Below are 18,050 nucleotides of genomic sequence, written 5' to 3'. Positions count from 1 at the left end.
GTTGCGAACATTTCGGCTGCTTGGTCCCGCACGTCCAGTCCCCCGAGGCGCCGGCCAGGGCGTCGAAGGTCAGGTCCGCGAGGCCGTCGATAAAGGCCGGCTCGACCCCCAACGCCGGAACCCGGACATAGGCGGACGCGCCAAGACCCTTGGCCAGCTCGGCGTATTCGTGGTCCAGCTCGACCAGGGTCTCCACATGCTCGGAGACGAAGGCGATCGGACAGATCACCAGGCCCAGGCCTTCGCCGACGGCCTCCTCGATGGCTTCCGGCGTCGACGGACCCAGCCATTTGAGCGGCCCGACCCGGCTCTGGTAACAGACCTTCCAGTCCCAGCCCGCGCCCAGCCGCGCCGCGACCGCCGCGGCCGTGGCCTGGATCTGCTGCTCATAAGGATCGCCCGCGTCGATCACCTTCTGCGGCAGGCCGTGGGCCGAGAACAGCAGGCGCACCTTGGCTGGCCGCCCAGCCGCCTCATAGGCCGCCTGGATCTTTCGCGCATGCGCCTCGACCAGGCCGTCCAGGGTCGGATAGCAGCACACCGTCCGCACCACGCCCGGACCGCGATAGGCCTTGCGCCAGACCTTCAGCGAGGAGTCCGTCGTCGTGGTCGAGAACTGCGGATAGAGCGGCAGCAGCACCACCTCATCCGGCGACCAGGCGGCCACGTCGCGCGCGGTCTTCTCGGTGAACGGGCGCCAGTAACGCATGGCGATGAAGCATTTGGCCTCCACGCCTCGCGCTTTCAGCGCGGCTTCCAGCGCATCTGCCTGGGCCTGGGTTTCGGGCAGCAGGGGTGAGCCTCCGCCCATCACCGCGTAGTTGGCCGTCGCTTCCTTGCGCCGAGTGGTCGAGATCAGCGCCGCCAGCGGATAGCGGGCCACGGCCGGCAGGCCGATGATCGCCGGATCGCGGAACAGGTTGAACAGAAACGGCTGCACGGCCTTGGGACCGTCCGGGCCGCCCAGGTTCATCAGGACGACTGCGACTTTGCGGCTCACTTGCCCGTCACCCGGGCCAGAACCCGCTCCACATGCGCTATCGGCGTGTCCTGCAGGATGCCATGGCCCAGATTGAAGATGTACGGCCCGCCCCCCATTGCTCGAGCAGTTGCTCGACCCGGATATCCAGCGCCTCGCCGCCGGCCCGCAGCAGCAGCGGATCGAGCGCGCCCTGGATCGGCTTGACCGCCTGGACCCGTTGGCCGACCAGGGCCGGGCAGGCGGTGTCGAGCGCGACGCCCTGCACGTCCACCTTCATCGCATAGCGTTCGGCATAGGCGGCCGAGCCGCGCGGGAAACCAATCACTGGCGTGTCGATCCCCTCGGCCCGAAGGCGGCTGATGATCCGCTGGTGCGGGCGGATGACCAGCTTCTCGAACAGATCCTCGGGCAAGCCTTCCGCCCAGCTCTCGAAAATCTTCAAGGCCTGGGCGCCGGCCCGCGCCTGCATGGCCAGATACAGCGCCGTGCTGTCGGCCAGGGCGTTCAGCAGGCGCTCCATGGCCTCCGGCTGCTCATAGGCGAAGGTTCGGGCCTTGGCGCGATCGGAGGAGCCTCCCTCGATCATGTAGGTCGCCACGGTCCACGGAGCGCCCGCGAAGCCGATCAGGGCCCGTTCAGGCTCCAGAGCCGCCCGAACGATGGAAAGGGTGTCTCCGACCTCCCTGAGGGCTTCGGCGGCTCCGTCCACCTTGCCCTCGATCACGTCCAGGCTCGGCAGTTCCCCAAGCTTGGGTCCCTCACCTGCCTCGAACCACACGTCCTGGCCCAGGGCTCGGGGGATCAGGAGGATGTCCGCGAAGACGATGGAGGCGTCGAAGGGAAACCGCCGCATGGGCTGCAGGGTCGCTTCGGCGGCCTTCTCCGAATCCAGGCAGAAGCTGATGAAGTCCGGCGTCGTGGCGCGAAGGGCCCGGTACTCGGGCAGATAACGCCCCGCCTGCCGCATGAACCACACGGGCGGACGCTCGGCTCTCTGGCCGGCGAGCACGGAAAGGAACTTCGGGGTGGGGACTTTAGAGGCCTGGTCGGTCATGCCCCGCCTTAAACCGGGTCCCGCTCGAAGGCTCAAGCCCGAAGGTCAGATACCCGGTCCCGTCCTTCCTCCTTTCTTATCTTAATAAGATTTTAAGGAAGAATCGAGGATGGTGCTGGTCAGGTGGATGATGGGGAAAAGCGTCTCGAACGCGCCCTTGTCCCGCGCTTCTTCCGATAGCCACGCCCAGCCATGCTCACAGCCGCAAAGCCCGGCTGTGGACAGCGTGGACAAGTCGCCAACCTGCCCAATTCCTTAAGGAAACCTTAATACCAACCGGTGCGCCGGCTGGGGATCGACGCCGGCTTTCCCCAGGCGGGCCCGGACAGGCGTGTGAAAGCAGCCCGAGACGGCGTGGGCCTGGGGATTTACAAGACAGCAAGAGGGGTGGTTCTCAACCGGCGCGCTTGGCAAACATTGCGACGCGCGGTTTTCTGCCCGCTGATCCCCAGAGAGACGAACTTTGGTTAAGCAACCATTAACGGCGCATCCACAGGGCGGAGACGAGGAACGGGCCGAACGGCCCCGGGTCTCGACTTACTTCCATATCCACCTGGTGTCGGATTCCACCGGCGAGACGCTCAACGCCATGGCGCGCGCGGTTTGCGCCCGCTTCAACGACGTCCTGCCGATCGAGCATATCTACGCCCTGATCCGCTCAAATCGTCAGCTTGAGCGGGCCCTGGACGAAATCGCCGGGGCGCCGGGCGTCGTCATGCACACCATCGTCGACGCCGGCCTGCGCGCCGCGCTGGAAGATGGCTGTCGGAGGCTGGAGATGCCCTGCATCGCCGCCCTCGACCCCGTGGTCTCGGCCATGTCGCGCTATCTGGGGGCCAAGATCTCCACCCGGGTCGGCGCCCAGCACGCCCTGGACAACGACTATTTCGACCGGATCGAGGCCCTGAACTACGCCATCGCCAATGATGACGGCGCCGGCGGCCAGGACCTGGAACAGGCTGACGTGGTCCTGGTGGGCGTGTCGCGCACCTCCAAGACCCCCACCTCCATCTATCTGGCCCATCGCGGCATCCGCGCCGCCAATGTGCCGCTGGTCCCGGGCCAGGCGCCGCCGGAAAAGCTGTTCAATGTGAAGGGCAAGCTGATCGTCGGCCTGACCGCGTCGCCCGACCGGCTGATCCAGATCCGCCGCAACCGCCTGCTGTCCCTGCGCGAGGACCGGGCCAGCGACTATGTGGATGTGGAGGCCGTGCGCTCCGAGATCATCCAGGCTCGTCGCCTGTTCGAGCGGATGGGCTGGCCGGTCATCGACGTGACCCGCCGCTCGATCGAAGAGACCGCCGCGGGGATCATGAACCTGCTGCATGGCGGCCGCGGCCAGGTCGAAATCTGACATGACCACCGTCACCCTGGCGTCCAGGAGCGCCGCCCGCACTCAATTGCTGACCAACGCCGGCGTGCCGTTCGAGGCCGTGGGCGCCGGCGTCGATGAGGACGCCGCCAAGGCGTCCCTGCTGGCCGAAAAGGCCACGCCGCGCGAAATCGCCGACGCCTTGGCCGAGCTGAAGGCGGTCAAGGTCTCCACCAAGCGTCCCGGTCTGGTGATCGGCGCGGACCAGACCCTCGACCTCGATGGCCTGCTCTACGACAAGGCCAGCACCATGTTCGAGGCGCGCGAGCGGCTGAGAAGCCTGCGCGGCAAGAGCCACAAGCTCCATTCCGGTCTGGTCGTCGCCCGTGACGGCCAGCCGATCTGGCGCGAGGTGACCACCGCCACCCTGCGGATGCGCGATTTCAGCGACGAATGGCTCGACGGCTATCTGGAGCGCCAGGGCGAGGTGATCCTCGGTTCGGTCGGCTGCTACATGCTGGAGACCGAGGGGGTGCAGCTGTTCGACAAGATCGACGGCGACTACTTCACCATTCTCGGCCTGCCTCTGATGGGGCTGCTGGACTTCCTGCGCCTGCACAAGGTTCTCGATACGTGATCACCGGATCCGCCCTGATCGCCGGCGTTTGCGGCCAGCCCATCGCCCACTCCCTCAGCCCGGTCCTGCACAACGCCTGGATCGCGGCCGCCGGCCTGAACGCCGCCTACGTGCCCTTCGCCCCGGCCGAGGACCGGTTCGAGGCGTTCGTCGACGGTCTGCGCGGCGGGGTCGTTCGTGGTCTGAACATCACCATTCCGTTCAAGGAGCGAGCCCTGGCCCTGGCCGACGACGCTTCGGCCGTGGCGCGACGGGCGGGGGCCTCCAACCTGCTGCTGTTCAGGCCAGACGGGACGATATTCGCCGACAACACCGACGGCGCGGGCCTACTCGGCGCCCTGAAGTGCCAGGCCGACTACGACGCCAAGACCGGCCCGGCCGTGCTGCTGGGCGCCGGTGGGGCGGCGCGCGGGGCGGCCGCGGCGCTGATCGAGGCCGGCGCGCCGGTTGTCCGCATCATCAACCGCACCCTGGCCCGGGCTCAGGAAATCGCCGCCGACATGGGCGACGGCTGCACGGCCCACGCCTGGGACGCGGCCGAAAGCCTGCTGGCCGACGCGGGCGTGGTGATCAATGCGACCTCGCTGGGCCTGGGCGGCGGGGCTGGACCTGACGTCCCGCTGGACGCCGCGCCCCGGACGGCCGTGATCATGGACATGGTCTACAAGCCGCTGCGCACCGAATTCCTTGAACGCGCCGCCGCCAGCGGCCGCCGGACGGTGGACGGGCTGGAAATGCTGGTCCGCCAGGCGATCCCGACGTTCGAGGCCGTCTTCGGCCAGACCCCGCCCGTATCCGTGGATGTGCGGGCGCTGGCCCTGAAGACCCTCGGCCAATGATCCTGCTTGGCCTCACCGGCTCGATCGGCATGGGAAAATCCACCACGGCGGCGATGTTTGCGGCCGAGGGCGTGCCTGTTTATGACGCCGACGCCGAGGTCCACCGTCTTTATGGCCGGGGCGGCGCGGCCGTGGGGCCGGTGGGAGACGCTTTTCCCGGCGTGGTCAGGGACGGCGCCATCGACCGCGCCGCCCTCAGCGCCCAGGTCGTCGGCAAGCCGGAAGCCCTGAGCCGGCTGGAATCCATCGTCCACCCCCTCGTCGCCCAGACCCGCGCCGCCTTTTTCGAAAAGGCCGAGGCGGCGGGCGCCGATGTGGTCCTGCTCGACATTCCCTTGCTGTACGAGACTGGCGGCGAGGCCAAGGTCGACAAGGTGGTGGTGGTTTCCGCCCCTCCGGAGGTCCAACGACAGCGGGTTTTGGCCCGTGCCGACATGACCGAGGCGAAACTCGACGCCATTCTTGCCCGCCAGTTGCCGGACGCTGAGAAGCGACGAAGGGCCGATTTTGTCGTCTCTACGGCTCAGGGACTCGATTTCGCCCGGGCCGAAGTGCGAAAAATCCTTGCCAGCGTGCGGTTTCAGCCTCGTTCAGCTTGAAGAGGCCGCCGAACATCGGCATGGAATCGGCATGGCGCGTGAGATCATCCTCGACACCGAGACCACCGGCTTCGACCCGCACAAGGGCGACCGCCTGGTTGAGATCGGCTGCATCGAGGTCGTGGACTTCATCCCCACGGGCCGTTCTTTCCACGAATATGTCGATCCCGAGCGCGACATGCCGGCCGAGGCCGAGAAGGTCCACGGCCTGTCAGGCGCCTTTCTGAAGGGCAAGCCCAAGTTCGCCGAGATCGCCGACCGCTTCGCCGAATTCGTCGGCGACGCCACGATCGTCGCCCACAACGCGGCCTTCGACCGGGGCTTCGTCAATTTCGAGATGCAACGGTGCGGCCGCGCGGTCATGCACGAAGAGCGCTGGGTCGATACCCTGGCCATGGCCAAGAAGCGCTTCCCGGGAATGTACAATTCGCTCGACGCGCTGTGCAAACGCTTCAAGATTTCGCTGGAAAGCCGCGACAAGCACGGGGCGCTGATCGACGCCCATCTGCTGGCGGAGGTCTATCTGGAACTGCAGGGCGGCAAGGAGCGTGCCCTGGATCTCACCCATTCGACCGCCGCCCTGGCGGTCTCCGCGGCGATGGCCGGCGGTTATGGCGCGCGGCCCCGGCCGCTGGCGCCCCGCTCCACCGACGCTGAACGCGCCGCCCACGCGCAATTCGTGGCGGCGACCCTCAAGGACAAGGCTGTCTGGCTGAAAGTCGGACTATAGCCGCAACCCCTCTCGCCGCGCCGGGCGTGAACCGGCGTGAGAGAAATCCCGGTTCAACCTAGGAGATTTGACGTGAACCAATCCGAACTGATCGCCGCCGCCGCCAAGGAAGCCGGTGTTTCGCAAGCCGAAGCCGGCCGCGTCCTCGACGCGTTCCTGTCGACCATCCAAGCCACCCTGGTGAAGGGCGAAGACGTCCGCCTGTCGGGCCTGGGCATCTTCGACGTGGCCGACCGCGCCGCTCGCGAAGGCCGTAACCCGGCCACCGGCGAAACCATCAAGATCGCGGCCACCAAGGCCGTTCGCTTCCGTCCGTCCAAGACCCTGAAGGACGCCGTCGCGAAGAAGTAAGCCTCGTCCGCAAGGACTGCAGCTAAAGGAACGGCGGCTGGAGCAATCCAGCCGCCGTTCTCACTTCAGGTCTGAACTAGCGTCGAAAGGATCAGGCGTTGCCGATCTGGACGCCGCCGGCCTGGGCCTTGCGCTGGGCGTAGACGCCGCCGAAGTCGATCGGATCGATCAGGAACGGCGGGAAGCCGCCTTCGCTGGTCACGTCCGCGATCACGCGGCGGGCGAAGGGGAACAGGAAGCGCGGGCATTCGATCAGCAGGACCGGCTCCAGCTCGTCCTCGGCGACGCCGGTCACCTGGAACAGGCCGCCATAGACCACTTCAACGTGGAAGACCGCGTCCGTGCCGCGCGTGGCGCGGGCCGACAGCTTCAGATCCACCTCGAACAGGCCGTCCGTACGGCCGCGGGCGTTCATCTCGACGCCCATGTCGATTTCCGGCTGGCCGCCGCCGCGCAGGGATTCCGGCGCGCCCGGGTTCTCGAACGACAGGTCGCGGATGAACTGGGCGATGACGCGAACGCCGATTTGTTCGCCTTCGGCGGGGGTTTCCGGAGCGCCGGAAGTGGTGTCGGTCATTGGGAAATCCGTCAGGATGATCGGTCGGGCGACAGTCGCCTCACGACCTGGAGATCAATGTTGAGAGCCGGGCTGCTAACATGAGGGCGCCCTGCGTGCAACGCTGGGCCTGACGTGGCCGTCTGTCACGCCTATATTGCATTCCAATTGTTCCTTTGAAGCCGGTCCTCCTTTGCAAGCTCTCGAACTGATCATCTTCGCCGTCCTCGCCGCCGTGGTGCTCTATCAGCTCTATTCGGTGCTTGGCCGCCGTGTGGGCCGCCAGCCCGAGGACAACGCCGCCCCGGCTGAAACCCAGCGTGGACCCGTGATCGTGGACGCGCCCAAGCCTGAGGGCGCGGACTTCGCCTCGGCCGATGGTCTGGCCGCCCTGCGCGCCCGCGACCCGGCTTTTGACGTCAGCCGCTTCCTGCATGGCGCCCGGCAGGCCTACGAGATGGTGGTCCGCGGCTTCGCCGCCGGCGACCGCGACACCCTGCGCCCCCTGCTGGCGCCGCAGGTGATGGACGGCTTCGACGGCGCGATCACAGCCCGGGAGGCCGAAAACCGCACCGAGACGGTGGAATTCCTGCATCCGCCCCGCGCCGATTTCGAAAGCGCCGCCGTCATCGGCGACGTGGCGCAGGTGGTGGTCCGCTTCCTGGCCGAGTTCCGCAGCCGCACCAAAGGCCCGGAAGGCGAGGCGGTGGACGACCGCCGCACCGCCGAGCTGTGGACTTTCGAGCGTGACCTGAAGAGCCGCGACCCCAACTGGACCCTGGTGAACGTCGACGCCGCGGCGGCGTGATGCGCCGCTCCAGCTTTCATCCCGGCGCGGCGGCCCTCGCGGCGCTGATCCTGGCGGCCTGCGCCACGCGAACCCCGCCGCCTGCCGAGACGCCGGAGGCTCCGCCTGTTCCCGAACGTCCGACCGAACAGCCGCCGGAGCGTCCGACGCCCCGGCCGCTGGTCCATGTGCTTCGGGACCTGCCCGGCTGGGCGGATGAAGATCATCTGGCCGCCTTCGAGGCGGTGAAGACCGGCTGCCAGTCGGCCAGGGATGCAAGCCTCGCCGAGGTCTGCCGCAAGGCCCGTCACGCCGGAAACCTGGATCCGACGGAAGCCCGGACCTGGCTGGAGAACCACTTCGTCGCCCGCTCCCTGGGCGAAGAGGGAACGCTCACCGCCTATTTCGCGCCGGTCTATGAGGCTCGCTTTTCCCGCCGGGGCGAGTTCACCGCTCCTGTCCGCGCCAAGCCGGCGGATCTGGAGATGATTGACATGGGCGCGGGCCCCGTCCCGGCCCGGGTAGTTGGCGGCGCGCCCAAGCCCTATCCCGACCGCGCCGCCATCGAGGCGGTGGAGACCGACAAGCCCCTGGCCTGGATGAAGCCGGAGGACCTGTTCTTCCTGCAGATCCAGGGTTCGGGCGTCCTGGTCCTGCCTGACGGCAAGCGGTTCAAGGCGCTCTATTCCGGACACAACGGCCATCCGTTCCTCGGCATCGCCGCGCCCATGCGCGAAAAGGGTTTGCTGGCCGACAGCAACACCTCGGCGGAGAACATCCGCGCCTGGCTGGCCGACCACCGGGGGCCGGAAGCCGATGCGGTGATGCAGCTGAACCGCCGCTATGTGTTCTTCCACCTGAAGCCCGACGACGGGTCAGAGCCGCGCGGAGCGGCCAATATCCCGCTGCCGCCCGGCCGCGCCATCGCCGTCGATCCAAGCCAGCACAGCTATGGCGGGCTCTACTGGATCGACGCCGACGCGCCGAAACTGAACGGGGCCTTCCCGACCTATCGTCGCCTGGTCGCCGCCTTGGACACCGGCGGGGCCATCAAGGGCGCGGTGCGGGCCGATCTCTATATGGGCTCCGGCCCGGCGGCGGGGCTGGAGGCGGGCCGGGTGCGCCACGCCCTGCGCCTGTACCGCCTGGTCCCGAGGGACTGACCCGATGAAACGGCCGCTGAAGCCGGAAGAGCGGCGGCTGTGGGATCTGGTCGCCGGCACCGTCAAGGGCAAGGCGCCCGACGACGCCCAGGTCAGCAAGGTCACGCCCAAGACCCTGAAGAAAACCCGGTTCGGCAAGCGCGCGCCCCTGCCCGATCCGGTCCCAGAGGCCGATTTTCACGTTCCCGAGGACCCGGCCTGGACGGCCTTGGCCAAGTCGATCCGCCCGGACCGCGCCCCGCCCAAGCCCAAGGCCCCGCCGAAAACCGCGACGGCCGCCGCGCCGCTGCTGCTCGCGGCCGAAGACCTAAAGGCCCTGCAGGCCCCGAAACGAGCGACCCGCAGCGGCTATGATCCCATCGAGCCGGGCCGCAAGCGGCGCATCAGCCGCGAACGCGACCCCCTGGAAGCTAGGCTGGACCTACACGGTCTGGATCAGGACCGCGCCCGCCCGACGCTGGAGGCCTTCCTGCGCCGCGCGTCGGAGGAGGGCTATCGCTCCGTCCTGGTCATCACCGGCAAGGGCAAGACGGGGACAGGCGTCCTGCGCCGCTATGTGCCGGAATGGTTGGGCGCGCCGCATCTGAGCGACATCGTGGCCGGGGTCTCCCAGGCCGACCGCCATCACGGCGGCGAGGGCGCGCTCTATGTCGCCCTGAAGAAGCGGGGCTAGGCGCCGCGCGAGGCCTTTTCGGCCAGACCCGACTGACCCTGCCGCGCCTCCAGCTTCTCCGCCACCACGTCCAGATCCAGCCCCGCCGCCGTCGCTAAGGCCAGCCAGTGATAGAGCAGGTCGGCGCTTTCGGACGCTAGGGCGTCGAGGTCGCCCTGAACGGCGGCGATCACCGTCTCGGTCGCCTCCTCGCCCAGCTTCTTGGCCGCCAGGGCCGGGTCGGCCAGCAGCTTGGCGGTGTAGGAGGCGGAGACATCGCCGCCCTTGCGGGATGCGACCGTCGCGGCCAGGCTTTGCAGAACCTTGAACAGCTCAGCCATGTCAGGACTCCAGGCGCATGGGCAGGCCGGCGGCCGCCATGGCCTGCTTGGCCTCGCGCACGGTGATCTCGCCGAAGTGGAAGATCGAGGCGGCCAGCACGGCGTCAGCCCCGCCGTCGCGGGCGGCTTCGACCAGGTGATCGGTGTCGCCCGCCCCGCCGCTGGCGATCACCGGCACGGAAACCGCGCCGCCCACCGCCTTCAGCAGGGGAATGTCGTAGCCGGTCTTGGCCCCGTCGCGGTCCATGGAGGTCAGCAGGATCTCGCCCGCACCCTTCTCCACCGCCCGCGCGGCGTATTCGACGACATCCAGCCCGGTGTCCTTGCGTCCGCCATAGGTCCAGACGTTCCAGCCCGACCCGTCCTCGCGCGCCTTGGCGTCCACGGCCACGACCACGCACTGGGCGCCGAAGGCGTCGGCCCCGGCGGCGATCAGGTCGGGGTTCTCCACGGCGGCGGTGTTCATGGCCACCTTGTCGGCCCCGGCCAGCAGAAGGCGGCGCATGTCCTCGACCGCCCGCACCCCGCCGCCCACCGAAAGCGGCATGAAGCAGGCGTCGGCGGTCCGTGCGATGACGTCCAGGATCAGGCCGCGCCCTTCATGGCTGGCGGTGATGTCCAGGAACATCAACTCGTCGGCCCCGGCGGCGTCATAGGCGGCGGCCTGTTCCACCGGATCGCCGGCGTCGCGCAGGGCCACGAAGTTGACGCCCTTCACCACGCGGCCGTCCTTGACGTCCAGGCAGGGAATGACGCGGCGGGTCAGCATCAGCCGGCGGCCCGGATGGCGTCGGCCGGGCGGATGGTGCCGGCATAGAGCGAGCGCCCCAGGATCGCTCCGGCGATCGGCGCGCCCTTGCGGGCCTTCAGGTTGACGATGTCGTCCACGGAGGCGACGCCGCCGCTGGCGATCACGGGGACGGAGACGGCGTCCGCCACCTCGCCCACGCCCTCGACATTGACGCCGGTCAGGGCGCCGTCGCGCGAGATGTCTGTGACGATCAGGGCGGCGACCCCGGCGTCCTCGAACCGCTTGGACAGGCCCACGGCGCTGATGTCCGACAGGGCGGTCCAGCCGTCCACCGCCACCTTGCCGTCACGCACGTCCACGGCCACGGCGATCTGCTCGGGCCACAGGCGGGCGGCCTTCTTGACCAGCTCGGGATTGTTCACGGCCACCGTGCCCAGGATCACGCGGCTGACGCCAGCCTCGATCCAGGCTTCGATCCCTTCCAGGGTGCGCACACCGCCTCCCAGCTGAACCGGGATCGACACAGCGTTGAGGATTTCCTCGACCGCCTTGGTGTTCACCGATTGGCCTTCGATGGCACCGTTCAGATCGACCACGTGCAGCCAGGAGAAGCCGTCCTTGGCGAAGCGCTCGGCCTGGTCGGCGGCCGAGGTGTTGAACACCGTGGCCTTGTCCATGTCGCCATGCAGCAGGCGCACGCACTGGCCGTCCTTCAGGTCGATGGCGGGGTAAAGGATCATGGGCGCCATTCCAGAAAGTTGGCGAGGAAGGAAAGACCGGAGTCCTGGGACTTTTCCGGGTGAAACTGAGCGCCGGCCACATTGCCCCGCGCCACCGCCGCCGTGAAGCGTCCGCCATGGTCGCTGTAGGCGATCACGTCCGCCGGGTCGGCGGCGTCCAGGGCGAAACTGTTGGCGTAGTACATGGGCGAGGCGGCCGGCACCTCGGCGAACAGGGGATGCTCGCGCACCCGCTCCACCGCGTTCCAGCCCATGTGCGGGATGGTCAGGGCCGGATCGGACGGCTCGAGCTTCTTCACCTCGCCCGAAATCCAGTCCAAGCCGGGGGTGATCCGAAACTCCAGACCGCGCGTGGCCAGCAGCTGCATGCCGACGCAGATCCCCAGGAACGGAACGCCCCGCACCTTCACCGCCTCGTTCATGGCCTCGACCACCCCGGCGGCGTCCAGCCCCTCGCGGCAGGAGGCGAAGGCGCCGACGCCGGGCAGGAACACCCGGTCAGCCTTGGCGATGAGGTCGGGATCGGCGGTTACGCGCACGTCCACGGAAAGCCCGCGACGGCGCGCGGCCTCGACGAGAGCCCGTTCGGCCGAGCGCAGGTTGCCCGACCCGTAGTCGATCAGGGCGACGCTCTGCATGGATGAACCTACAGCACGCCCTTGGTGGAGGGGGCATGGCCGCCGGTCTTGGGGTCGATCTCGACCGCCTGACGCAGCGCCCGGGCCAGGGCCTTGAATCCGCTTTCGGCGATATGGTGCGTGTTGTCGCCGTACAGGGTCTCTAGATGCACGCAGGCGCCGCAGTTCATGGCGAAGGCGTGGTGGAATTCCTTGAACAGCTCGGTGTCCATCTCCCCGACCTTCGGGCGGGTGAAGTCCACCTTCCAGATCAGGTACGGGCGGTTGGACAGGTCGATGGCGCAGCGCGTCAGGGTCTCGTCCATCGGGATATAGGCGTGACCGAAACGGCGGATGCCCTTGAAGCCGTCCAGCGCCTTGTTCACCGCCTGGCCCAGCACAATGCCGGTGTCCTCGACGGTGTGGTGCATGTCGATGTGCAGGTCGCCCTTGGTCTCGACCGTCAGGTCGAAGCCGCCATGGCGCGCGAAGCTCTCCAGCATATGGTCATAGAAGCCCACGCCGGTGGAGATCGTCGATTTACCGGTCCCGTCGAGATCGATCGAGACGCGGATCTGCGTCTCCTTGGTCTCGCGGACCACTTCGGCCGTGCGCGCCATTATGCGTTCCGTTCCTGTCTACAGGCCCTTGGCCGCGACCAGCTCGGCGAGCGAGACCAGCGGACGGGGGCCATAGTGCGAGATCACCTCGGCCGCCGCGATGGAGCCCAGCCGGCCGCAGTCGGCCAGCGGCTTGCCCTTGGCGAGGCCGTAGAGGAACCCGGCTGCGTATTGGTCGCCAGCGCCGGTCGTGTCCACGATTTTCTCCACGGCCTCGGCCGGGATCTCTTGACGCGCCTCGCCGGCGAGCACCACCGAACCCTTTTCGCTGCGGGTGACGGCGGCGATCTTCACGCTGGCGGCCAGTTGCTTGGCGGCGGCGTCGAAGTCGTCGGTGCGATAGAGCGACAGCAGCTCCGCCTCGTTGGCGAAGACGATGTCGACCTGGGTCTCCACGAAGCCGCGCAGGGCCTCATAGTGGCGATCGACCACGAAGCTGTCGGACAGGGTGAAGGCGATCTGACGGCCCGCGCCGTGGGCCAGGGCGGCGGCCTTGGCGAAGGCGACGCGCGCCTCGGAAGGATCGAAGAGGTAGCCTTCCAGATAGACGATCTGCGAGCCTTCGATCACCGCTGGATCCACGTCGTCGGCGGTCAGCTGGTTGGAAGCGCCAAGGAAGGTGCACATGGTGCGCTGGCCGTCCGGGGTGACATTGATCATGCAGCGGCCGGTGGCCGAACCGCCGGTCAGGCGCGGCACGTCGAAGTCGACGCCAATGGCGCGGATGTCATGAGCAAAGATGTCGCCTAGCTGGTCATCTGCGACCTTGCCCAGATAGACAGCCTTGCCGCCCAGGCTGGCCACGCCGGCGATGGTGTTGCCGCCCGACCCGCCAGAGGTCTCCACCCCCGACGCCATGCGGCCGTAGAGCGAAACCGCGAAGTCCTGATCGACGAGCTGCATCGACCCCTTCACCAGCTTTTCCGCCTCCAAGAAGGCGTCTTCGCAGGGGGCGATCACGTCGACGAGGGCGTTGCCGATGGCGGCGACGTCGTACCGGGCGGTCATGCAGGGGGATCTTTCGGAAGGAATTGACCCCGCCGATTAGCGAAAGCGAGGGCCGCTGGCAAATTTCGTGCGTGAAAACGGCTACTGACGGCGCCGGGGCGAACCCTGGGGCAGGGCCTTCTCGGCTGTCTTGAGGGCGGCGTATTCCTCGTCCATGGCGGCCTTTCGGGCGGCCTTCCTCCTGTCGTCGAACTTGCCGTACTCTCGAAGAGCGGCGGCTTCTGCGTTCCGATGGTCTATCTGGCCGCCGGGGTTAAGAACCTGCCGCCCAAGGTTGCTCAGCTGGCGGTCGAGCAACTCAGCGGCATGATCCATCGTGAGCAGCTTTCCGATCTGGGCCTGATCATCGAAAATATCGAGCAGGATGGTGGTAAGCGGTTCAGCTCCCGAATTTTTCCCGGCGCGAGATAGGTCTTCGCCACCTTGGCCTCGCGCTTGGTCACATCCCGGCCGCTCCAAGTCTGTAAACCCATGTGGGCTTGGTCAGCGTCCGCGCGGCTTTTCTGAATTTCCGATGGGGTGTGAGGTGACGGCGTAAAAGAGCTTGGCCGCATCCGCGTGTAGAACGTGACCGCCTGGGTGGAGCTTGGCTCATAGTCCTGGCAAAGTGCGCAGATGCTGCGAAGCTCCGCATACACATCGCTTCGGAAGCGCGAATGTCTCGGATGACTTCCCGAAGTTCGGCGACCTTGTCGTGCTCATTGCGTGACTTGAGCCGCTCTACGTCAACGACGAAACCCTTGGTCGCGAACTGTACGAGAACGCCCGTGGCCCATCGCTGGAAGAACGTTCCTTGCTTCGAGCTGACGCGATACCCGACCGCAATCACGGCATCGAGGTTGTAGTGAAGGACTTCGCGGGACACCTGCCGGCCGCCCTCGGATCGAACTATCCGGAATTTCCGGATAGTTGTCCGCCAGTGCTCCAACGGCCTTTGCGCAAGTTGGCGTCTACGCCTCGATAAACAGTTCCTTCGACGGGCACAGGTCGTCGATGATGCAGTTGCGGCAGCGGGGCTTGCGGGCGATGCAGACATAGCGCCCGTGCAGGATCAGCCAGTGGTGGGCGCGGGTCAGCCAGGGCTCAGACACGATGGCGAACAGGTCCTGCTCCACCTGGTCTGGGGTCTTTCCCCTGGACAGCTTCAGACGGTGGGCGACGCGGAAGACATGGGTGTCGACGGCGATGGCCGGCTCGATGCCCAGTTCGTTCAGCACCACGCTGGCCGTCTTGCGCCCGACTCCGGGCAGGGCCTGCAGGGCGTCGCGGTCAAGCGGCGTTTCGCCGCCGTGCTGCTCCAGGATGATGCGGGACAGGGCGATGACGTTCTTGGCCTTGGTTCGATAGAGGCCGATGGAGGCGATGTAGGGGGTCAGCCCCTCCTCGCCGAGGGCCAGCATCTTTTCCGGCGTGTCGGCCACGGCGAACAGCTTGTCGGTGGCCTTGTTGACCGAGACGTCCGTGGCCTGGGCGGACAACGCTACAGCGACCACCAGGGTGTAGGGGCTGTGGAAGCGCAGTTCAGTCTTTGGATCGTCCTCGAAGCGCTCGAAGCGGGTGAAGATCTCGTCGATCCTGGCGCGCTCTGCGGGTGACAGGCGCTTCTTGGGCTTCCGGGCGGGTTTGCGAGCGGTCTTACCGGTGATCTGGGGGGCGGGCGCTTTCATGCGGGGCGGACCATGCCGCGCCTTCGCCTTGGCGAAAAGAGGCGCCATGGTGGGGCCATGACCGCGACCCTCTACATGGACGCCGTGATCACCCAGAACCGCTCGCTGTCGCCGGGCGGGTTCAAGGTGCTGCTCGGCTTTGTGGTGGCGGCCAATGTCCTGTTCGGCGTCTTCCTGTTCGTGATTGGGGCGTGGCCTGTGCCGATCTTCCTGGGCCTGGATGTCCTGGCGATCTGGTGGGCCTTCAAGCTCAGCTTCCGGGCGTCGGAGCGGGCCGAGCGGGTTCAGGTGTCGGCGGAGCAGGTGGTGGTGCTGCGCGAAAGCCCCGGCCGACGGCGGCGCGTCTGGTCCTCGCCCACCGCCTTCACCCGTGTGGCCCTGGAGCACGGCGGGGGCCACGATCGGCGGGTGCGCATCCGCCTGTCCGACAAGGCCCTGACCGTGGCCCGTTCGCTCAGCCCCGACGAACGCGGCGCCTTCGCGGACGCCCTGGAGCGGGCGATCCGGCGGGCGCGGGCGGAGCGTCACCAGTCGTGACTACGGGTCACAGGTGATGTTCCCGGTCTCCGCCTAATCCTCGTCACCCGGCGGCCCATCTGAGCCCCATCGCTGATGGGAGATGGACTATGGAATATCGACGTCTTGGCGCTTCCGGCCTGAAGGTTCCGGTTCTCAGTTTCGGAGCCGGCACGTTCGGCGGCCAGGGACCCCTGTTCAAGGCCTGGGGCGAAACCGACGCTGCGGAGGCCTGCCGCCTGATCGACGTCTGCCTGGAAGCGGGGGTCAATCTGTTCGACACCGCCGACGTCTATTCCAGCGGCGCGTCCGAGGCGATCCTCGGGGCCGCGATCAAGGGGCGTCGCGACCAAGTCCTGATCTCCACCAAGACGACCCTGCCGATGGGGGATGGACCCAATGATGCCGGCTCCTCGCGCTATCGCTTGATCAAGGCTGTGGAAGACGCTTTGCGGCGCCTCGATACGGATCACATCGACCTGCTGCAATTGCACGCCTTCGACGCCAGCACTCCGGTGGAAGAAGTGCTGGCCACCCTCGACGTCCTCGTCCGGGCGGGAAAGGTCCGCTACGTCGGCGTGTCGAACTTCTCGGGATGGCAGTTGATGAAATCCCTGGCCGCCGCCGACCGTCATGGGTGGCCGCGCTATGTGGCTCATCAAGCCTACTATTCGCTGATCGGTCGCGACTATGAGTGGGAGCTGATGCCGCTCGGCGTCGATCAGGGCGTAGGCGCGCTGGTCTGGAGTCCCTTGGGCTGGGGCCGTCTGACCGGAAAGATCCGTCGCGGCCAGCCGTTGCCGGAGGGCAGCCGGCTGCATGAGACCGCCGGTTTCGGCCCGGTGGTGAATGACGAGAAGCTCTACGACGTGATCGACGCCCTGGAGGCTGTCGCTCAAGATGTCGGCCGGACGGTCCCCCAGGTGGCCCTGAACTGGCTTTTGCAGCGACCGACCGTCTCCAGCGTCATCATCGGCGCTCGCAACGAGGCGCAACTGCGCGACAACCTCGGCGCGGTGGGGTGGAATCTGACATCGGAGCAGGTTGCTCGCCTTGACGCCGCCAGCGCTGTCGCCGCGCCCTATCCCTACTCGCCGTATCAGAGGCAAGAGGGGTTTTCGCGCCTCAACCCTCCCCCCGTCTGAGGCGCAAGAACCGGGCTGATTTGACCTTTGTGCGGGCCTAGCCTTCTCATGCCCCGAAAACTGTCCTGGGGCATGAGGAGATCGTCATGCCGTTCGACGCCGAACGTTCCGAAAGCATCATGGACCCCCTGGCCCGCCTCGAAACCCAGTCTCAGGACTACGTCCGTATGGCCCAGGCTTTGGACTGGCTGGCGCAGCGTTGGCTGGAGCGGCCGAGCCTGGACGAGGCGGCCGAGGCCGCCGGCCTGTCGCCCTTCCATTTCCAGCGCACCTTCACCCGCTGGGCGGGGGTCAGCCCAAAGACCTTCATGGCCGCCATCGCCCATGCGGAGGCGCGCCGGTCGCTCGACGCGGGGGCCAGCGTCCTGGACGCCGCCTTCGACGCGGGGCTGTCGGGACCGTCGCGTCTGCATGACCTGTTCATCGCCCATGAGGCGGTGACCCCGGGCGAGGCGCGCCGTCGGGGCGAGGGGCTGGAGCTCACCTGGGGTTGGGCCCCGACCCCGTTCGGCAAGGCCCTGTTCGCCATGACCCCGCGCGGCCTGGCCGGTCTGGGCTTCGCCGAGGCCGAGGGCGAAGAGGCGGCCTTCGCCGACATGCATCGGCGCTTCCCGGCCGCCAATTGGATCCGCGACGACCAGGCCGCCGCCGCCATGTCCTTGCACGCCTTCGCGGGCGGGGAGAGCCCGCTGCCGGTGGTGCTGATCGGCCCCCCGTTCCACGTCCAGGTGTGGAAGGCCCTGCTGCGCATCCCGGCCGGCGAGACGGCCACCTACGGCCAGGTGGCCGCCTGGGCCGGCAAGCCCCGGGCGTTCCAGGCCACGGGCGCGGCCATCGGAGCCAATCCCCTGGCCCTGCTGATCCCCTGCCACCGGGCCATCGCCAAAGATGGCCGGCTGACCGGCTATCACTGGCGCTTGGCCCGCAAGGCCGCGATCCTGGGCTCGGAGGCCGTGGCCGCCGCCCAAGCCGCCTAGAGCCAG

Annotated in this window: 22 protein-coding genes and 3 pseudogenes; 13 read left to right on the top strand and 12 right to left on the bottom strand. The window is 67.7% G+C overall.

All coding sequences use genetic code 11. From position 1 onward, the window contains the following. Positions 1–76 precede the first annotated feature (76 nt). Positions 77–1,000 (bottom strand): annotated as a pseudogene (hemH, locus tag ABOZ73_RS10165) (ferrochelatase); the annotation flags it as partial. Beyond that, positions 997–2,036 (bottom strand): annotated as a pseudogene (gene hemE, locus ABOZ73_RS10160) (uroporphyrinogen decarboxylase). The pseudogenes hemH and hemE, both read right to left, overlap by 4 nt. Before the next feature lie 463 nt (positions 2,037–2,499). Between hemE and ABOZ73_RS10155 the strand changes: the two are divergent. From ABOZ73_RS10155 to ABOZ73_RS10130, 6 genes are all read left to right on the top strand, one after another. Further along, complete coding sequence (locus tag ABOZ73_RS10155; RefSeq protein WP_369058044.1) at positions 2,500–3,390, top strand: pyruvate, water dikinase regulatory protein; 891 nt, start codon at positions 2,500–2,502, stop codon at positions 3,388–3,390. Between the two features lies 1 nt (position 3,391). Beyond that, positions 3,392–3,985, top strand: coding sequence for a Maf family protein (locus tag ABOZ73_RS10150; RefSeq protein ID WP_369058043.1), 594 nt, complete (start codon positions 3,392–3,394; stop codon positions 3,983–3,985). Continuing rightward, positions 3,982–4,824 (top strand): shikimate dehydrogenase, encoded by an 843-nt coding sequence (aroE, locus tag ABOZ73_RS10145; protein ID WP_369058042.1) that lies wholly within the window; start codon positions 3,982–3,984, stop codon positions 4,822–4,824. The genes ABOZ73_RS10150 and aroE overlap by 4 nt, the downstream gene beginning before the upstream one ends. Then, on the top strand, positions 4,821–5,423 hold the full coding sequence (coaE, locus tag ABOZ73_RS10140) for a dephospho-CoA kinase (protein ID WP_369058041.1): 603 nt from the start codon (positions 4,821–4,823) through the stop codon (positions 5,421–5,423). Before aroE ends, coaE begins: the two co-directional genes overlap by 4 nt. A 31-nt stretch (positions 5,424–5,454) precedes the next feature. Further along, positions 5,455–6,153, top strand: coding sequence for a DNA polymerase III subunit epsilon (gene dnaQ / locus ABOZ73_RS10135; protein WP_369058040.1), 699 nt, complete (start codon positions 5,455–5,457; stop codon positions 6,151–6,153). A 72-nt stretch (positions 6,154–6,225) separates the two neighbouring features. Further along, positions 6,226–6,504: an HU family DNA-binding protein gene (locus ABOZ73_RS10130; protein ID WP_277785833.1), complete on the top strand. Its 279-nt coding sequence runs from the start codon at positions 6,226–6,228 to the stop codon at positions 6,502–6,504. 91 nt (positions 6,505–6,595) lie between these two features. On the opposite strand, the gene secB is transcribed toward ABOZ73_RS10130, so the two are convergent. Beyond that, on the bottom strand, positions 6,596–7,081 hold the full coding sequence (secB, locus tag ABOZ73_RS10125) for a protein-export chaperone SecB (protein WP_369058039.1): 486 nt from the start codon (positions 7,079–7,081) through the stop codon (positions 6,596–6,598). A 172-nt stretch (positions 7,082–7,253) separates the two neighbouring features. On the opposite strand from secB, the gene timA reads away from it, so the two are divergent. Genes timA through ABOZ73_RS10110 form a run of 3 tightly spaced genes read left to right on the top strand, consistent with a single transcriptional unit; the run spans position 7,254 to position 9,683 of the window. Further along, entirely contained in the window at positions 7,254–7,868 is a 615-nt protein-coding gene (gene timA, locus ABOZ73_RS10120) for a TIM44-related membrane protein TimA (RefSeq protein ID WP_369058038.1), read from the top strand. Then, on the top strand, positions 7,868–9,010 hold the full coding sequence (locus tag ABOZ73_RS10115; RefSeq protein ID WP_369058037.1) for a murein transglycosylase A: 1,143 nt from the start codon (positions 7,868–7,870) through the stop codon (positions 9,008–9,010). The genes timA and ABOZ73_RS10115 overlap by 1 nt, the downstream gene beginning before the upstream one ends. Before the next feature lie 4 nt (positions 9,011–9,014). Beyond that, positions 9,015–9,683 (top strand): Smr/MutS family protein, encoded by a 669-nt coding sequence (locus ABOZ73_RS10110; protein ID WP_369058036.1) that lies wholly within the window; start codon positions 9,015–9,017, stop codon positions 9,681–9,683. Here ABOZ73_RS10110 and ABOZ73_RS10105 read toward each other — a convergent pair. From ABOZ73_RS10105 to ABOZ73_RS10075, 7 genes are all read right to left on the bottom strand, one after another. After that, positions 9,680–10,003, bottom strand: a complete 324-nt coding sequence (locus tag ABOZ73_RS10105; protein WP_369058035.1) for a phosphoribosyl-ATP diphosphatase — start codon at positions 10,001–10,003, stop codon at positions 9,680–9,682. The two genes, ABOZ73_RS10110 and ABOZ73_RS10105, sit on opposite strands and share 4 nt — an antisense overlap. Position 10,004: 1 nt before the next feature. Continuing rightward, positions 10,005–10,772, bottom strand: coding sequence for an imidazole glycerol phosphate synthase subunit HisF (gene hisF / locus ABOZ73_RS10100; RefSeq protein WP_369058034.1), 768 nt, complete (start codon positions 10,770–10,772; stop codon positions 10,005–10,007). Beyond that, the gene (hisA, locus tag ABOZ73_RS10095; RefSeq protein ID WP_369058033.1) at positions 10,772–11,503 is read right to left on the bottom strand and encodes a 1-(5-phosphoribosyl)-5-[(5-phosphoribosylamino)methylideneamino]imidazole-4-carboxamide isomerase; all 732 of its coding nucleotides are present in this window, start codon (positions 11,501–11,503) and stop codon (positions 10,772–10,774) included. The genes hisF and hisA overlap by 1 nt, the downstream gene beginning before the upstream one ends. Continuing rightward, the gene (gene hisH, locus ABOZ73_RS10090; RefSeq protein WP_369058032.1) at positions 11,491–12,132 is read right to left on the bottom strand and encodes an imidazole glycerol phosphate synthase subunit HisH; all 642 of its coding nucleotides are present in this window, start codon (positions 12,130–12,132) and stop codon (positions 11,491–11,493) included. Before hisH ends, hisA begins: the two co-directional genes overlap by 13 nt. 8 nt (positions 12,133–12,140) lie before the next feature. Then, entirely contained in the window at positions 12,141–12,731 is a 591-nt protein-coding gene (gene hisB, locus ABOZ73_RS10085) for an imidazoleglycerol-phosphate dehydratase HisB (RefSeq protein ID WP_369058031.1), read from the bottom strand. An 18-nt stretch (positions 12,732–12,749) separates the two neighbouring features. After that, positions 12,750–13,739, bottom strand: a complete 990-nt coding sequence (locus tag ABOZ73_RS10080; protein ID WP_369058030.1) for an adenosine kinase — start codon at positions 13,737–13,739, stop codon at positions 12,750–12,752. An 81-nt stretch (positions 13,740–13,820) separates the two neighbouring features. Further along, complete coding sequence (locus tag ABOZ73_RS10075; RefSeq protein ID WP_369058029.1) at positions 13,821–14,054, bottom strand: hypothetical protein; 234 nt, start codon at positions 14,052–14,054, stop codon at positions 13,821–13,823. Here ABOZ73_RS10075 and ABOZ73_RS10070 point away from each other — a divergent pair. Then, positions 13,971–14,150 carry a hypothetical protein gene (locus ABOZ73_RS10070; RefSeq protein ID WP_369062601.1) on the top strand — a complete coding sequence of 60 codons (180 nt, stop codon included), beginning with the start codon at positions 13,971–13,973 and terminating at the stop codon, positions 14,148–14,150. The genes ABOZ73_RS10075 and ABOZ73_RS10070 overlap by 84 nt on opposite strands. 20 nt (positions 14,151–14,170) lie before the next feature. Here the strand turns inward: ABOZ73_RS10070 and rhuM are convergent. Together rhuM and nth are read right to left on the bottom strand one after the other, a co-directional pair. Beyond that, positions 14,171–14,775 (bottom strand): annotated as a pseudogene (gene rhuM, locus ABOZ73_RS10065) (RhuM family protein); the annotation flags it as partial. Next, positions 14,690–15,406 carry an endonuclease III gene (gene nth / locus ABOZ73_RS10060; protein ID WP_369058028.1) on the bottom strand — a complete coding sequence of 239 codons (717 nt, stop codon included), beginning with the start codon at positions 15,404–15,406 and terminating at the stop codon, positions 14,690–14,692. The gene nth and the pseudogene rhuM, both read right to left, overlap by 86 nt. 57 nt (positions 15,407–15,463) lie before the next feature. On the opposite strand from nth, the gene ABOZ73_RS10055 reads away from it, so the two are divergent. From ABOZ73_RS10055 to ABOZ73_RS10045, 3 genes are all read left to right on the top strand, one after another. Continuing rightward, entirely contained in the window at positions 15,464–15,943 is a 480-nt protein-coding gene (locus ABOZ73_RS10055) for a DUF2244 domain-containing protein (RefSeq protein ID WP_369058027.1), read from the top strand. Between the two features lie 89 nt (positions 15,944–16,032). Continuing rightward, the gene (locus tag ABOZ73_RS10050) at positions 16,033–17,067 is read left to right on the top strand and encodes an aldo/keto reductase (RefSeq protein ID WP_369058026.1); all 1,035 of its coding nucleotides are present in this window, start codon (positions 16,033–16,035) and stop codon (positions 17,065–17,067) included. Between the two features lie 86 nt (positions 17,068–17,153). Continuing rightward, entirely contained in the window at positions 17,154–18,044 is an 891-nt protein-coding gene (locus ABOZ73_RS10045; protein WP_369058025.1) for a methylated-DNA--[protein]-cysteine S-methyltransferase, read from the top strand. Positions 18,045–18,050 lie beyond the last annotated feature (6 nt).

It is taken from the genome of Caulobacter sp. 73W (assembly GCF_041021955.1).
Taxonomy (GTDB): Bacteria; Pseudomonadota; Alphaproteobacteria; order Caulobacterales; family Caulobacteraceae; genus Caulobacter.
The sequence above is the reverse complement of the archived record's forward strand: the minus strand, read 5'-3'. Positions and strand labels throughout refer to the sequence as shown.